General features: G+C 61.5%; 15 protein-coding genes. 10 read left to right on the forward strand and 5 right to left on the reverse strand.

Annotated elements, in window-relative coordinates:
* Positions 1–137: 137 nt before the first annotated feature.
* A complete protein-coding gene (locus IFT76_RS02735) occupies positions 138–1,322 on the forward strand; it encodes a DUF2252 domain-containing protein (protein WP_122478626.1) in 1,185 nt (394 codons plus the stop codon).
* A gap of 67 nt (positions 1,323–1,389) precedes the next feature.
* Positions 1,390–2,013, forward strand: a complete 624-nt coding sequence (locus IFT76_RS02740) for an FMN-dependent NADH-azoreductase (RefSeq protein ID WP_192057339.1) — start codon at positions 1,390–1,392, stop codon at positions 2,011–2,013.
* 82 nt (positions 2,014–2,095) lie between these two features.
* Here IFT76_RS02740 and IFT76_RS02745 read toward each other — a convergent pair whose 3' ends face one another.
* The gene (locus IFT76_RS02745; RefSeq protein ID WP_192057340.1) at positions 2,096–4,120 is read right to left on the reverse strand and encodes a methyl-accepting chemotaxis protein; all 2,025 of its coding nucleotides are present in this window, start codon (positions 4,118–4,120) and stop codon (positions 2,096–2,098) included.
* Between the two features lie 356 nt (positions 4,121–4,476).
* On the opposite strand from IFT76_RS02745, the gene IFT76_RS02750 reads away from it, so the two are divergent.
* Complete coding sequence (locus IFT76_RS02750) at positions 4,477–5,445, forward strand: LLM class oxidoreductase (protein ID WP_192057341.1); 969 nt, start codon at positions 4,477–4,479, stop codon at positions 5,443–5,445.
* A gap of 20 nt (positions 5,446–5,465) precedes the next feature.
* Here the strand turns inward: IFT76_RS02750 and IFT76_RS02755 are convergent, their stop codons facing one another.
* Positions 5,466–6,527, reverse strand: coding sequence for a diguanylate cyclase (locus IFT76_RS02755; protein WP_192057342.1), 1,062 nt, complete (start codon positions 6,525–6,527; stop codon positions 5,466–5,468).
* A gap of 183 nt (positions 6,528–6,710) precedes the next feature.
* Positions 6,711–7,205: a (R)-mandelonitrile lyase gene (locus IFT76_RS02760; RefSeq protein ID WP_446731089.1), complete on the reverse strand. Its 495-nt coding sequence runs from the start codon at positions 7,203–7,205 to the stop codon at positions 6,711–6,713.
* A gap of 102 nt (positions 7,206–7,307) precedes the next feature.
* On the opposite strand from IFT76_RS02760, the gene IFT76_RS02765 reads away from it, so the two are divergent.
* The 5 genes from IFT76_RS02765 to IFT76_RS02785 all read left to right on the forward strand — a co-directional run bounded on the left by IFT76_RS02765 (position 7,308) and on the right by IFT76_RS02785 (position 12,154).
* On the forward strand, positions 7,308–8,204 hold the full coding sequence (locus IFT76_RS02765; RefSeq protein WP_192057344.1) for a LysR family transcriptional regulator: 897 nt from the start codon (positions 7,308–7,310) through the stop codon (positions 8,202–8,204).
* 164 nt (positions 8,205–8,368) lie between these two features.
* The gene (locus IFT76_RS02770; protein WP_192057345.1) at positions 8,369–9,484 is read left to right on the forward strand and encodes an SMP-30/gluconolactonase/LRE family protein; all 1,116 of its coding nucleotides are present in this window, start codon (positions 8,369–8,371) and stop codon (positions 9,482–9,484) included.
* A 107-nt stretch (positions 9,485–9,591) separates the two neighbouring features.
* Positions 9,592–10,554: a DMT family transporter gene (locus IFT76_RS02775; protein WP_192057346.1), complete on the forward strand. Its 963-nt coding sequence runs from the start codon at positions 9,592–9,594 to the stop codon at positions 10,552–10,554.
* 90 nt (positions 10,555–10,644) lie between these two features.
* Positions 10,645–11,769 carry an alkene reductase gene (locus IFT76_RS02780; protein ID WP_192057347.1) on the forward strand — a complete coding sequence of 375 codons (1,125 nt, stop codon included), beginning with the start codon at positions 10,645–10,647 and terminating at the stop codon, positions 11,767–11,769.
* A 55-nt stretch (positions 11,770–11,824) separates the two neighbouring features.
* Entirely contained in the window at positions 11,825–12,154 is a 330-nt protein-coding gene (locus IFT76_RS02785) for an ArsR/SmtB family transcription factor (protein WP_122478642.1), read from the forward strand.
* Between the two features lie 13 nt (positions 12,155–12,167).
* On the opposite strand, the gene IFT76_RS02790 is transcribed toward IFT76_RS02785, so the two are convergent.
* Positions 12,168–12,581 (reverse strand): winged helix-turn-helix transcriptional regulator, encoded by a 414-nt coding sequence (locus IFT76_RS02790; RefSeq protein WP_192057348.1) that lies wholly within the window; start codon positions 12,579–12,581, stop codon positions 12,168–12,170.
* A gap of 85 nt (positions 12,582–12,666) precedes the next feature.
* On the opposite strand from IFT76_RS02790, the gene IFT76_RS02795 reads away from it, so the two are divergent.
* The gene (locus IFT76_RS02795) at positions 12,667–13,521 is read left to right on the forward strand and encodes an SDR family oxidoreductase (protein WP_192057349.1); all 855 of its coding nucleotides are present in this window, start codon (positions 12,667–12,669) and stop codon (positions 13,519–13,521) included.
* Positions 13,522–13,585: 64 nt separating this feature from the next.
* On the opposite strand, the gene IFT76_RS02800 is transcribed toward IFT76_RS02795, so the two are convergent.
* Positions 13,586–14,791, reverse strand: coding sequence for an MFS transporter (locus IFT76_RS02800; protein WP_192057350.1), 1,206 nt, complete (start codon positions 14,789–14,791; stop codon positions 13,586–13,588).
* 112 nt (positions 14,792–14,903) lie between these two features.
* Between IFT76_RS02800 and IFT76_RS02805 the strand changes: the two genes are divergently transcribed.
* Complete coding sequence (locus tag IFT76_RS02805; protein WP_192057351.1) at positions 14,904–15,572, forward strand: TetR/AcrR family transcriptional regulator; 669 nt, start codon at positions 14,904–14,906, stop codon at positions 15,570–15,572.
* Positions 15,573–15,714: the final 142 nt, after the last annotated feature.

The raw sequence follows: 15,714 nt of genomic DNA on the forward strand, positions 1-15,714 counted from the left end.
GCCGGCATCGAACAGTTCAGCGCCTGCCAAAGCCATATGCTCCTCTCGTCGTGTTTTGCCCGGAGAAAAAACTAGAAACATTTTGAAACATGCACCTCGGATAACCACTCCATAGTCTTTCCCCCAAAGACTATTCCATGAAAACGCCCCGTCCTGCCGCACGCCTGGAACCCCTCGAGCAACTGCGCAATTTGAAGATGGCCCGATCCGCGCATGCCTATGTGCGCGGCAGCACCGTGCAATTCTATGAATGGCTGCAGTCCCAGTCCGGTCGGCGCTTGCCCAGTGGGCCGCCGGTGTGGATCTGTGGCGACTGTCACGCCGGCAACCTCGGGCCGACCGGCGATTTGAAGGGTCGCATCGACATCCATATCCGCGACCTGGACCAGACGGTGATCGGCAACCCTGTCCACGACCTGGTCCGGCTCGGCTTGTCGCTGGCGACCGCCGCTCGCGGCTCGGACCTGCCCGGCGTGGCCACCGCGCGCATGCTCGAAGAGATGATGGTGGGCTACGAGCAAGCCTTCGAGAACAACCAGGAAGAACAGCCGCAGCGTCCCGCGCAGGTCAAGGCTGGCATGCGCAGCGCTGTGCAGCGTACGTGGAAGCATCTGGCGCAGGAACGCATCGAAGACATGCGTCCGACGATTCCGTTGGGCAAGCATTTCTGGGCGCTCTCCAAAACCGAGCGCAGCGCCATCAAGACCTTGTGCGCCACCGACGAGATCCATGCCCTGGTCACGTCCCTCAAGGGCCGCTCGGGGAGTGACAGTGTCGAGTTGCTGGATTCGGCTTATTGGGTCAAGGGTTGCAGCTCCCTGGGCCTCAAGCGCTATGCCGTGCTGCTCGGCGTGGGCGACGACGATGACCAGGAACTGTGTCTCCTGGACGTCAAGGAAGCGGTCGCTGCCGCAGCACCGCGCACGGTGCGCGCAGGCATGCCGCGCGATAACGGCCGGCGCGTGGTCGAAGGCGCCCGGCATCTGTCTCCGGGCCTAGGCAATCGGATGCTGGCCACGCGGATGCTCGACCATGGCTTCTTCATTCGTGAACTGCTGCCCCAAGACATGAAGCTTGAGCTCGACCAGTTGAGCGAAACCGAAGCCATGCGCGCGGCGAGTTACCTGGCCAGGGTCGTGGGCGCCGCTCACGCACGGCAGATGGACCTTTCGACCAGGGCCGACTGGATGCGCGAGTTGCAGACGAATCGTTCGAACACGCTGGACGCGCCGTCCTGGCTGTGGTCCAGCGTGGTTCATCTGGTGGGCAGTCATGAGCAAGGGTACCTGGAGCACTGCCGACGGTACGCTTTGCAGAATTGAACATCGGCGCTCGCGCACAGGACTAAATCGAAACCCCGCGCAGCTGCGCCACATAGGAAACCCCTGTATGCATATTCTTCACATTGCCAGCTCTCCGCGTGGCGAGCGTTCCGCCTCGCTGAAACTGGCCGCACGCTACCTCGAAACCGTCGCTTCGCATCAGCCTGACGCCACCGTCGACGTGCTGGATGTGTGGACCACCGATCTGCTGCCTTTCGACGGTCCTGCGTTGAATGCCAAGTACGCCGACCTCGAAGGCGTGGAAATGACTCCCGAACAGGCAGCCGTGTGGAAACAGATCCACGCGTTGGGCGAGCGCTTCCATCGCGCCGATGTGATTGTCTTCAGTGTGCCGATGTGGAATTTCGGTGTGCCCTACCGTCTCAAGCACCTGATCGACTCGGTGTCACAGCGCGGCGTGCTGTTCGATTTCGATGAACAGGGCATGTGCGGCCTGCTCAAGGGCAAGAAGGTGGTGGTGCTAGCCACCCGCGGGGTGGTGCTGGGCGAGGACTATCCCACCGAGGATTACGATCATCAGGTTGCATTCCTCAGGACTTGGGCACGGATGGTGGGCATTTCAGCCATCGACACGGTGGAGTCGGAAGCGACGCTGGGCGATGCAGCAACGGCCGAGGCCAGCTTTAATGCCGCTCTGGATGCGGCCACCAAGCTGGCTGCATCGCTGTAGCGCTCAGACTGTCAGCTTCGATGGACCACAGCGCGCCGATTTGCCCTTGAGCGCAGATCGGCGCTTCCCTCGGGGCGCCTTCCTATAGCTTGAACCGCGCCACCACGGTGCGCAGCTCGGTTGCAAGCAGTGATAGCTCTTCTGCAGTCACGGCGTTGTCTTCGATACCTTCCATCAACGCCAGGCTGCCATTGCGAATCTCGGTCACGTTGCGGTTGATGTCCTCCGACACGGCGTGCTGCTGAACGGCCGCGCTGGCGATCTGAGTGTTCATACCGACGATCTGCTCGACGCCATCGCTGATGGCATCCAGGCTGGTCGAGGCTGCATCGGCGGACTGCAGGCATTCCTGGGCGCGCTGCTTGCCAGCCTTCATCTGCTCGACGGCGGCAGCGGTAGCCAATTGCAGTTCCTGGATGATCCGGCGGATCTCTTCGGTGGAGTTTTGCGTACGCGATGCCAGGGTCCGCACCTCGTCGGCGACCACCGCGAAGCCGCGGCCCTGCTCACCCGCACGGGCGGCTTCGATGGCGGCGTTCAAGGCCAGCAGGTTGGTCTGGTCGGCAATGTTGCGGATCACTTCGATGACCCCACCGATCTGCTGGCTGTGCTGGGCAAGCGCCGAGACCTTCTGCGCGCTGCGCTCCACTTCGTCGGCCAAGGCCTCGATGGTGACCTTGGTTTCGTGCATCTGCGCCAGCCCGGCATGGGAAGACTGGCTGGCCTGTTCGGCCGCGTGGGCAGCACCTTCGGTGTTCTGCGCGACATCGGCAACGCTGGTGGTCATTTCGTTGATGGCAGTGGCCACCTGCTCGGTTTCGCTTTGCTGGGTATTCATCGAGCGTTTGGCGCGGTCGATGGACACACCCATGCGCGTGGCGGCCTCGGACACCGACTGCGAGCTGCGCTCGACCTGAGCCAGCGAACCACTGAAGGCCTGCACCATATGATTCAGGCTGTTGCCTACGTCGGCCATTTCATCCTTGCCGCGGACCTGGACGCGCGTGCTCAGGTCGCCTTGGGCAATGAGCTGGGTGGCCAACAGCACATCCTGAATGGTACGCCGCATGGCGCTGTAGATGCCGCAGAACACGTACACCAGCAGCAGGCCGACAAGCGCGAACATGCCGATGATGAACTGGCGTTGAGCATTCTTTTCCTCGACACGGTGTTGCAGCCGATTCAGCAACTCCACCTGGAGGGTGTCCTGGGCCTTGTACAACTCAGCCACCACTGCATTGCCCTTGGCGGGTACGTTCTGCACGTTGCCCAGTGTATCGCTGGTAGAGGACGTCACCGCGTCGAGGTCCGCACGGAAGCCCTCGAGGCTTGCGAAAGCGCTGTTGATGGGTGCCTGGATCCGATCGGCGAGCGCGGGCTCACGGCGACGTAGCAGTGCCAGGCTTTGCTGCAGTTCCTTGTGGATCAGCAGTTCGTTCTTGAGCATCGACTTGATCACGCCGCGCGTAGCCGGGCTCAACACCTGCCCTTCACGCAGGCCGCTGGCGAGCCCACGCAGTTGCCCGACGATGTTGATCTGGCGGGGCAGGCGCAAGGTGCTCTGGTCGATCATGAACAGCGATGCGTAATCCTCATCCAGCACCATCCCCGACGTGGCCGACACGTAGTAGACAAAATTCAACGTCTCGGTGAGTTGGTCGTTCCACGCGTCGAACACGCCGCTCTGGTCGGCGCCCGGCTTGGCCTGCGCCATCAACCGCGTGGCTGCTGCGTGCAGATCCTGGACGCGGTCACCGGTTTCCAGCGGCTCGTTGAACTGGCGGTCAGTGGCGGCCAGTTTCGAGAATGCGTCCTCCAGCTTCGCCTGGTTGGCCAGTACATCGGCTTGCGCAGTCGAATCACCGCTGAGTAGGCGATTGCTCAAGGCGCGCTGCATCATGGACAAACGCAGGACGGGCGGGACGTCCAGCAGGTAACGCTGGCCTGCTTGCTCCGAACGGATGACCGCAAGGCTCTCGTTGATCTGCATGATGAAACGGGTGCCCAGCAGCGCCAGGGGAATCAGGACGATGATTGCCAGTACCGCAAACTTCGTCGGAAAGCGTAATCGGTTGGCCAGTGCTACGGCAGGAGCAAGGATATTCATGAGGTTCTCACAGCCCGAAATGGGACGGTTCGTAATGGGTCTTGGGGTGAGAACGGTCCATTTCTCGGACGCCTGAGCTCTGCGTGGCCCATGAGGCTGATCGCAATTATTCTGCGGTCAAACGTCCCTATCGGTAGAAGCCCCGATAACTTTACAAAAGGTTGTACATATTTTTATTTCTGTAAAGGTTTTGAACTTTTCAGGCTGGGTAATGTCCTTTTGGCATCATTGCATCCTGGGTCGATTTCCACCGTAGATTGGGGAAAGTTATTCATCACAGTCGATCCGAAAGGTCCGAAAAAGGCATCTACCCCGGCGTTAAACTGGTGGTATCTCTTGGATCTTGGGCAGGCACTATGAATCCGGAAAAACCTCTACACGATCTGGCTGGCCACGACGCGTTCAGCCGCACCTTCCAACAGGGTCAATTGACCATTGGTTTCATTTCCCCGGCCAGTGGCTACCCCGACAGCCCCTTTCCAGGCCTGTCGGACCAGGCCGAGATCGTGCAAAGCCTGGATCGCAGTGACGCTGCAGCCTTGTGGCTGCGCGATGTACCCTTCTACGACCCGTCGTTCGGCGACACCGGCCAGGTGCTCGACCCACTGGTGTACGCCGGCTGGCTGGCCGCGCTCACTAAACGGATCGCAATCGGCACGGCCGGGTTCGTTACGCCCCTGCGCGAGCCGGTCATCACCGCCAAGCAGATCACCACCGCCGACCAACTGTTGGGCGGCCGTTTTCTGGCCGGCATGGCGTCCGGTGACCGGCCCACCGAGTACCCCGCCTTCGGGGTCGACTTCGCCACGCGCGTGGAGCGCTATCGCGAAGCGGTGGCCTTGATCAAGACCCTGACCTCGGTATCCTTCCCGCGTTTGAAAACCGAACACTTCGGCCATCTGCGCGGCGACATCGACCTGGTGCCCAAGCCTGCGGCGTCACGCATCCCCATCATCGCCATTGGCCGTGCCGGCCAGAGCCTGGAGTGGCTGGGCGAACACGTCGACGCCTGGATCTGGCATGGCGATGCCCAGCGTATGTCGGAGGTGGTGCCGCACTGGCGTGAAGTGACCGCGTCGCGTGGTTTCGTACCGTTCGGCTATGGCGCGATGTTCGACCTGGATACCGATGCCAACGCACCGTTGCAGACCGGTCGAGTGCTGCGCGGCGGCCGTCATGCCCTTAAGGCCTTCTTCGCGCGCCAACGCGATGCCGGCGTCAACCATGTTGCCTTGAACCTCAAGCCAACACGGCGCCCGGCGCTGGAGGTGATTGCGGAACTGCAGGAGTATGTGCTTCCCGAGTTTGCGGTGGGGGCCGAGTAGGTACGACCCCGCTGCAGCCATCAGCCCTCAACGCTGGCCGGCCACGGCTGCACACAAAGCCGATTCTTGCCACTGCGCTTGGCCCGGTACAGTGCTTCGTCCGTGGCCTTTATCCAATCACGTTCGCTGGCATATTCATGGGAGTAAGGCACCAGGCCAATGCTCAGGGTCACTTCTACGGGCACGGTCAGGTCAGCCCAGTAGGCGAATCGTTGGCGAATGTCGTCCAACTGCCGGGTCGCTTCCGCGACGCTGACATCGAACAGCAGCAAACAGAACTCGTCGCCGCCGTAGCGTCCCGGCACGGCAGACGTCCCCAGCCCTGAACGCAGCAGGTTGGCCAGGCGGCCGATGATGGCATCGCCCACCAGATGACCGTGCTCATCGTTGATGCGCTTGAAGTTGTCGATGTCTATCAAGGCCAGCATCGCCGTCACCTCACCCCTCCTGCAGCGAGGAAAGATTTCGTCCAGCTTTTCCCTCCACGAAGCGTGATGGAGCAGGCGGGTCATGCCGTCCAGTTTACTGATGAGTTTGAAGGCCTTCTTGTGCACTGCCAGTTGCACCGAAACGCCGTAGCTGGCGCGGGCCACGATCAGCGGGTAGATGATCAGCATCGGCAGACAGGCCAGTTGCTGCAGCGCCGTGGTCGCCATCGACAACTCGAACCTATTCAGGCTCAGCGCCGTAAGCACACCCACAACCTGCAGCGCAACGCTGGCCCGTAACAGGCGCCAACCGCCTGCGGCCATCGCGTTCATGGCGACCATGGCAAGCAGCAGCACCGACGGCAGCAGGTTGAACGCCATCAGCCCTGCCCAGCCGCCGGCGAACAGGGCGTCCAGCATGAGGTTGCGCTGTTCGGCAGCGAAGGGATCCGAGGCATTGCGTGCGAGCAGGTACGCACCGGTTGGCCAGGCCACGAGGTTGGCCAACATCGCTGCCCATACCCACGTGGGCGTGCCGGGCTGATCCAGCAACACTGCACCGATGAAGAGCGCACTGAGCAGGCACCCTATCGAGCGCGGCCCGTAGATACGGCGCGCGAAACTTCTCCCCAACTCCTGGCGACTGAGCGGCATACCAAGGCTCCCCGCCTTTGCTATCGATGTGCCCTGTCAGAGCAAAGACGTGCCGCTGTCCGGTGGTCGACTGAGCGTCGAACGGCATGGCACTTTGGCATCGATTTTATAGCAAGTCGGGTTTGCAGTCAGCAGCCGTTCGGTGCACGGGCGATTGTTGCCAATGCACGCTGGACATTGGCCTCACTGGGCCTGGCCGTACTCCGCATCGCTGACCTGCTCCAGCCAATCCACCACCTTGCCGTCCAGTGCCTCGGCAATGGCGATATGGCTCATGCCAGTATCGGGCCGTGCGCCGTGCCAGTGTTTCACCTGGGGAGGAATCCACACGGTATCACCGGGGCGAATCAGCTGGCGGCCCTGGCCCTCCTGCTGCACGTAGCCGGCACCTGCGGTCACGATCAGCGTCTGGCCCAGCGGGTGGGTGTGCCAGGCGGTACGCGCGCCGGGCTCAAAAGTGACCGTGGCGCCGCCGATGCGAGCGCCGTCGGTGCCTTTGAATGGGGCATCGACCCGAACCTTACCGGTAAAGTACTCGGCGGGCCCGACCGCGGACGGCTGCGAGCCTGCGGGCGTTACGGTGACATTGAGGGATTGAGTGCCACTCATGGGTTGGGCTCCTTCGCTTTCAAACGTTAACAAGGACAATGAGAGCGCGGCGGCTGCGAGTGATTTCACCAAGAATCTTCCTGTGCTTTGCCGAAGAACTCCAATCTACCCGTTAGATGTCCGTCTGATTAGCCACTATAATCAGCATGGATAAATGAACTGGACTCATGAATGCTTCGCGACAATGCCAACGATCTTCTTGCCTTCCTCGCGGTTGCCAAGGAGCGCAGCTTTACCAAGGCCGCCGGCAAGCTTGGCGTTTCGCAGTCTGCGCTCAGCCACACGGTGCGAGCCCTGGAAGCGCGCCTGGGCTTGCGACTGCTGACGCGCACGACCCGCAGCGTATCCCCCACCGAGGCTGGCCAGCGATTGATCAGCACGGTTGGCCCCAGTTTCGCCGATATCGAAGTTGCGCTGGCGGCACTCAGCGAACTGCGCGACCGTCCCGCCGGTAACATCCGCATCAACGCCGTGGACCATGCTCTGGAACTGGTTTTGCGCCCGGTGCTGAAAACCTTCCTGCCCAGGTACCCCGACATTTCGATAGAAGTGTGTTGCGAGTACAACTTCGTCGACATCGCGGCCCAGGGCTTCGACGCCGGCGTGAGACTGGGCGAGGCTGTCGCCGATGGCATGATCGCCACGCGCATCGGTCCCGACATGCGCATGCTCGTGGTGGGTTCACCGGCCTACTTCGCCGGACGCGAGCGCCCGGTCACACCGCGCTGCCTGCCCAACCATCTGTGCAACAACCTGCGCCTGCCCACTCACGGCGGACTGTATGCGTGGGAGTTCGAAAAGGACGATGAAACCCTCAACGTGCGGGTGTCTGGACAGGTCATCTACAACGGCGCGTACCAACTGCTCGACGCCGCCCTGGACGGGTTCGGCTTGAGCTTCATTCCAGACGACATGGCTGCGCCCTACATTGCCAGCGGGCAGCTGCAGGTCGTACTCGAGGACTGGTGCCCCTGGCATCCGGGGTACCACTTGTATTACCCAAACCGCCGGCAAGCGTCGCCGGCGTTTGCGTTGCTGGTCGAGGCGTTGCGGTATCGGGTGGATTGATGCTGCAGGGTGCGGGTATTCGTGGATTTTTTGCTCGCTCAGCGTCGGATGTGAGGCGAGGCTGCACCGGCGCACTACCGGCATAGCTCATACAAACTTGTACGATGTCTTATCACGCGGTATTACTGCATCTCCAAAAAAAACAAGATCACGGAGATCGCTACATGGACTCAACCTTGTCCGCCTTGCCTGAACGCCCTGCTCAAGGCAACACCCGCCGCAGCTTCCTGCATAAGTCCCTCGCCGTCTCTGCCTCGCTGGCGACAATGGGCGCCGCCGCCCTGCCCCAACTGTCGGATGCCGCCGAACCACTGAGCTCGCGCTACCCCGACCCGTTGGTTCACGCCCTCGACGATAGCTTCATGGCGTTGCGTGTGTTCAACGCCAGCGTGGAAAAGCTCGCCACCGGCATGCGGTGGGCAGAAGGCCCGGTCTGGGTGGGCGATGGCCGCTACTTGCTGGTCAGTGACATTCCCAATAATCGCATCATGCGCTGGGACGAAGTCACCGAGGGCTTCTCCGTGTACCGCGAGCACGCCAACTTTTCCAATGGCATGTGCCGCGATCGCCAAGGGCGTTTGCTGGTCTGCGAAGGGTCGACCACCACTGCCGAGGGTCGCCGGGTCACGCGCACCGAATACAACGGAACGCTCACCGTGCTGGCCGACAGCTACGATGGCAAGCCCTTCAACTCGCCCAACGATATCGTCTGTAGAAGCGACGGCTCGATCTGGTTCACCGACCCGCCTTTTCAGACCCACAACAACTACGAAGGCCGCAAGGTCACGCCGGTTCAACCCCATGGCGTTTACCGCATCGACGGCGACAGTGGCAAGGTCACTCGGGTCATCGACAACCTCGATGGCCCCAACGGCCTGTGCTTCTCCCCCGATGAAAAAACCCTGTACGTCGTCGAAGGCCGGGCCAAACCCAACCGCCTGGTCTGGGCCATTGCGGTCAAGGACGACGGCACCCTTGGCGAGCGCCGCAAGCATATCGAGGGGCTCGACTACGCCGCCATCGACGGAATCGAATGTGATGAAGAAGGCAACCTGTGGTGCGGCTGGGGCGGCAATGGCGATCCCAAGGCCGACCTGGAAAAACTGGACGGCGTGCGCGTGTTCAACCCCCAAGGCAAGGCGATCGGACACATTTCGCTGCCAGAACGCTGCGCAAACCTGTGCTTTGGCGGACGGGAAGGCAACCGACTGTTCATGGCCAGCAGTCATTCGATCTACTCGCTGTTCGTGAACACGCGTGGAACGACTTTCACCTCGTAGCAACCGGGCTGGTCTCGCTACAGGCTCCCCAGTAGCCAAACCCTCACCAGCCGCACAGACAGGCATGTGCGGCGACGCCCTTCCTTCTACCCTTTGACGAGCCACCCATGAACGCATCCGCCACGCGTCCCGTGTCGCAGTTTCTTTCCGACCCCAGAACCGTATTGCTTTTGGCTACCCTGTGTTGCGCCCTTTGGGGCAGCTCTTACCCGGCGATCAAGAACGGCTACGAGCTGCTGCAGATTGCCCCGAACGACGTGCCGTCCAAGCTGATTTTCGCAGGTTGTCGTTTCCTCCTGGCCGGCCTGTGCCTGTTGCTGCTGGCGGTCATGATGGGCAAACCTGTCCTGCGCCTGAGCCCACGCACATTTGGCCAGGTGGCCCTGCTGGGTCTGGTGCAAACGGGGCTGCAATACGTGTTTTTCTACATTGGCCTGGCCTACACCACGGGCGTCCGCGCGTCGATTCTGAATGCCACCACCACCTTCTTCAGCGTGCTGCTGGCGCACTTCGTCTACCACAACGACAAACTGTCCATGCGCAAGAGCGTGGGCTGCCTGCTCGGATTTGCCGGTGTATTGACGGTGAACGCCGGCGCGGGTCCGCTCGATGCCTTGCCGTCCGTGCACGGCGAGGGCTTCATCGTGATCGCCGCTTTCGTGCTGTCGGCGGCGTCCATCTATGGCAAATATGTCTCCCACCGCATGGATGCGATGGTGATGACGGGTTGGCAGCTGGCCGTTGGTGGCCTGGCATTGCTTGTGGGCGGGTACGCGACCGGCGGAACCCTGGGTCACATGACAGCCACGTCGACCCTGCTACTCATCTACCTGGCCCTGCTGTCAGCGGTGGCGTTCACGCTGTGGAGCCTGCTCCTCAAATACAACCCCGTCGGCAGGGTCAGTGTGTTCGCATTCCTGGTGCCGGTGTTCGGGGCCGCGCTGTCGGCGGTGTTCCTCGGCGAGAGCATTTTCGAATGGAAGAATTTGGCAGCCCTGGTGCTGGTGTGTGTCGGTATCGCGCTGGTCACGCGCGCGCAGGTGCCTGGGGTTGCATCCAAGGCAAGCTAGCGCGTGCGTCTCATGGATATCGATACGCATCACATAAACACATTCGAATGTGTTAATGTGAAGTTACTCTCGTTGTCCTACGGAACTGAAATGATCGACTCCAGCCTGTTCACCTCCCTCACACTCGGTGGCCTGACCCTCAAGAACCGGATTGCCCTGCCCCCGCTCACGCGGTCCAGAAGTACCCAGCCCGGGGACGTGCCCAATGCCTTGATGACTGACTATTACCGGCAACGCGCCGGCGCCGGGTTCATGATCACCGAGGGCACCCAGATAGAGCCGCGTGGCCAGGGCTATGCCTGGACGCCAGGCATCTACAGCCAGGAACAGATCGCTGGCTGGCAGCAGGTCACCCGCGCCGTCCATGAACAAGGCGGAGTGATTTTCTGTCAGCTCTGGCATGTCGGGCGCGTATCGCATGACAGCCTGCAACCTGACAACCAGCCCCCCGTCGCCCCCTCCGCCATTCGCGCAACGGCCGTGAAGGTCTTCATCGAAACCGGTCCTGACACCGGTGCGCTGGCCGACCCGAGCATGCCAAGGGCCTTGGAAACTACGGAGGTCCAGGCGCTGGTCGAGTTGTATCGGGTCGCGGCAGTCAACGCCAGGGAAGCGGGATTCGACGGCGTCGAGCTGCACTCGGCCAATGGCTACCTGCTCAATCAGTTCATCTCGGAACACACCAACCAGCGCACCGACGAATATGGCGGTTCGCTGGACAATCGCCTGCGCTTCCTGCGCGAGGTGACCGAAGCGGTGATCTCGGTGTTCGGCAGCGAGCGTGTCGGCGTACGTTTCGCGCCACTGTTCGAGACAACCGCCGAAGAACGCGTCTACCTGGGCCTGGTGGAAAGCGACCCGCAGGCTACCTACATCCAGGCGGCGGCCATGTTGAATGAGCTGGGTATCGGTTACCTGTCCATTGCCGAGGCCGACTGGGACAACGCCCCGGAACTGCCCGAGTCTTTTCGCAAGGCGCTGCGCGAGACGTTCACCCGGCCGATCATGTACTCGGGTTGCTACACCCAGGAAAAGGCCGAGCGCGTGCTTGCCAACGGCCATGGCGACCTGTTCGGTTTCGGCCGCACGTTCATCGCCAACCCCGATCTGCCGAAGCGATTCGAACGGGGCCTGCCGCTCAATCCCGTCGACTACGCCACTCTTTACGGCGGCGGTGAGACAGGTTACGTCGACTATCCCTTCGCGACGCCCTAAAATAGCCACTCCTCGGTGGGATAAATCCCGCCGGTCAAAAGGGTCAGGCAGCGAAATGACGGCATTGAACGAGGCACTCAAGGTTCTATCAAGCCCCACGCGACGGGCCGTTCTGACCTGGCTCAAGGACCCCCATCGCTCGTTCGAAGGCTACAGCCAGCTGTACGATTTCAGTGTGCATGGCGTCTGTGCCAGCCTGATTCAGGACAAGGCCGGCCTCTCGCAGCCGGCCACCTCGATCTGCCTCAAGGCCTTGCTCGACCAAGGCTTCGTCGAGGCCAGCAAGGTTGGCAAGTGGACCTACTACCGGCGCAATGAAGAACGACTCAGGGAGGCGATGTCAGGCTTGCTGACCGAGCTTGAGGTCGACACCCAGGGCTCATAGGGCCTGCCCGAAGTCATGCCTGGCCTTCATCACCCGGTTCGTGCGCCCTTCTGAATGCCAGGATTGCAGACAGGTTGTCCTCGATCCAATCAACGACGATCTCCAGTTTCGCAGCCGCCGCCGCCCCCAGTGGTGTCAGGCTGTACTCGACATACGGTGGCACCACTGGCCGGGCCACGCGCAGCACCAGTCCATCCCCTTCGAGCCGTTGGAGCGTATGGGCGAGCATCTTCTCGCTGACGCCGCCGATCTTGCGTCGCAGTTCGCTGAACCGATGCGTGCCGCCCAACAACACCACCATCACCAGAACGCCCCATCGACTGGTCATGTGCTGGAGGATTTCCCGAGACGGGCAGTCGGCTTGCAGCACTTCACCGCGGCGGACTTTCTCGGAGAACGTATGGGAAGCGGATTCGAGATCAACCATTGCACTTACCTTTATGTACGTACTTACTTTTCGTAAGCTTCTATTCTAGCATCGGTCGCTCTCTAACCCGAACGAAGGTGCTTCCATGATTGCTATTACCGGTGCAAATGGCCAACTGGGCCGTCTGGTTCTCGACGCGCTGCTGAAAACCATCGATCCTGCCGAGCTGATCGCGCTGGTACGCGACCCGGCAAAGGCAGCCGATCTGCGCGCCAAAGGCATCGAGATCCGAGCGGCGGATTACAACAAGCCTGAAACCCTGGCCAGCGCGTTGAAAGGTGTTGACCGCCTGTTGCTGATCTCCTCGAGCGAGGTTGGACAGCGCCGTGCACAACACCGCGCCGTTATCGCCGCCGCGCAGGCAGAAGGCGTGGCATTGTTGGCCTACACCAGCTTGCTGCACGCAGACACATCGACATTGGGATTGGCAGCGGAGCATCGCGATACTGAACAGGCACTGGCCGAATCCGGTTTGAGCCATGTGCTTTTGCGAAATGGCTGGTACAACGAGAACTACACCGCCAGCGTCGCATCGGCTGTCGAGCATGGCGCGATCCTGGGCAGCGCAAAGCAAGGTCGAATCTCCTCGGCGGCTCGGGCGGACTACGCCGAGGCCGCCGCGAGTGTGCTGACCCAAGACGGCCAGGCCGGCAAGATCTACGAACTGGCCGGCGACGACAGCTACACCTTGACTGAGTTGGCCGCAGAAGTGGCGCAGCAATCGGGTAAGGCGGTTGCCTATAACGACTTGCCGCAGGCGCAGTACAAAGAGACCCTCGTCAGCATTGGGTTACCCGATGAATTGGCGGCAATGCTGGCTGACTCGGATGCAGCAGCTGCCAAGGGCGATCTGTACGACGGCAGCCGGCAGTTGAGCCAACTGTTGGGACGCCCCACGACACCGATTGCACCGTCCGTCAGCGCTGCCTTGAAGCCCTGAGCTCGAAGGGCCGAGTCACGGGGGCGTTCCAGGCGCGGCGCCCCCTGCTCGCCCAGCCCGTGCATCAGTGACCACTGACCGTCTGGCCAGACGCCCTGGTTCCTCCAACGAAGCCATGCACCCGAGCCTGCGCGGCGATGCCCAGACTGATCAATACCAGCACCAGCAACACCCAGGGAAAGCAACTCACGCCCCAGTGGCCCAGCAACACGCCACCCAGTAACCCGCCGCCCGCTATCGCACTGTTCCACACCACGACATTCATCGACAGCGCGACGTCAGCGCCTCTGCCTGCCGAGTCGGCCAGCGCTGTTTGCAACAGCGTCGCGGCACCACCGAACGTCAGCCCCCAGATCGCAACGCCGACATAGATGGCCAATGCCGACGCCGAGAACACGCCGAGAAAGACCGCGACCGCCGCAAAGGTGGCCAAACTGACCAGGACTGTTCTTCGTAGATGATCTTCGACCAGCCGTCCCGTGGCCCAGATGCCCACCAGCGCTGCCACACCAAAGGACAGCAAGACCAGATCCACGTCATTCGCCAGCCCGGCCTTGGAAACGAAAGGTGCGACATAGGTATAGAGGATGTTGTGCGCCAGCATCCAGGTGAACACCACCCCCAGCACCGGGCGCACGCCCGGTGTGGAAAAGACCTCGCGCAACGCCATCCGCTGCGAGGACGAATGCCCCGGGTAGTCGGGCACTTTAATCAGCACCCAGACGATCAATACCAAGGTCATTCCGGACATCAATCCGAAGGCCATACGCCAACCCATGAAACCGCCCAGCCAGGTCCCCAGTGGCACGCCCAGCGACAAGGCAATCGGCGTTCCGATCATCGCCACCGCCAGCGCACGGCCCTGCAGTCGCGGTACCACCATGCGTCGAGCGTAGCCAGCGATCAAACTCCAGGCCAGCCCCGCGGAGACGCCCGCGAAAAATCTGGCCACCAGGGTCAGCTCATAGTTGGAAGACCATGCAGTGATGGAGTTGAACAACAGAAACCCTACGATCGTCATCAACAGCACCGTTCTGCGTCGCCAGCTTTGGGTGGCGATGGTCAGCGGAATGGCCGCCAGCAGCGAACCCAATGCATAGACGGTGACCATCTGCCCTGCCAGTGATGGCGAGACGTCCAGGCCGCTGCTGATCTGCGGCAGCAATCCGGCCGGCAATGTCTCGGTGACGATGCAGATGAAACCGGTCATCGCCAAAGCCAGCAATGCGCCAAGCGGAAGCTTTTCGCTGTGTCGCTCATGTGTGGTCATGCCTGTCCCTTTCGATTTATATACTGGTCGGTATAAATGTAAGGCGATAGCGTGCAGTGGTCAACGACTTATGTATCGGTTAGTATCTAAGTCTTGCAGAAGGAGACTCGACATGGCACAGATGGGACGCCCGCGTACGTTCGACCGTGATGCCGCAATCACCCAAGCGATGCATCTGTTCTGGGAGCATGGCTACGACGCCACCTCGCTGAGCCAGCTCAAGGCCAGAATCGGGGGCGGCATCAGTGCGCCCAGTTTCTACGCCGCTTTTGGCTCCAAGCAGGCGCTGTTCCATGAGGTGATCGAGCGTTATCTCGACACCCATGGTCGAGTCACCGAAAGCCTGTTCGATACGACCCTCCCGCCGCGCAAGGCGATCGAGCTCACTCTGCGCCGCTCGGCGAAAATGCAATGCGAGCCCGGTCACCCCAGAGGGTGCCTGGTCGCGCTGGGCCTCATGAGCGCATGTTCCGAGGAAAGCAAGGCGATATCCGAGCCATTGGCGCGTACGAGAAACGTGAACCGGGCCGGTCTGGTAGCGTGTGTCGAGCGAGCCGTCAGCACTGGCGAACTAACGAAGACGGTGGTCCCCGAGGTGCTCGCCACCACGTTCGACAGTTTCATGCTTGGCTTGTCGACCCTGGCGCGCGACGGTGTGCCGGCTGCCAGGCTGGACACCGCGGTCGATCAGATAATGGCGCTGTGGGATAGCCTGAATGCGAGCATTGGCCGTGAGTGCGGCGTTATCGCTGACGAGCCTGGCGAACGGAAATCCGACTGAACGGCGACATGCCAAGTTTCGGGCATGGCACCTGGCAGCCAGCGTCACAACGCAAACGACATCATCACGAAATATATCTTGCGCACTAAATATTAGCGCGATAGATTGAGCCCAGCCAATCAGCGTGCGAATGCATGGCTGA

Source organism: Pseudomonas sp. CFBP 13727 (genome assembly GCF_014841915.1).
Taxonomy (GTDB): Bacteria; Pseudomonadota; Gammaproteobacteria; order Pseudomonadales; family Pseudomonadaceae; genus Aquipseudomonas; species Aquipseudomonas baltica.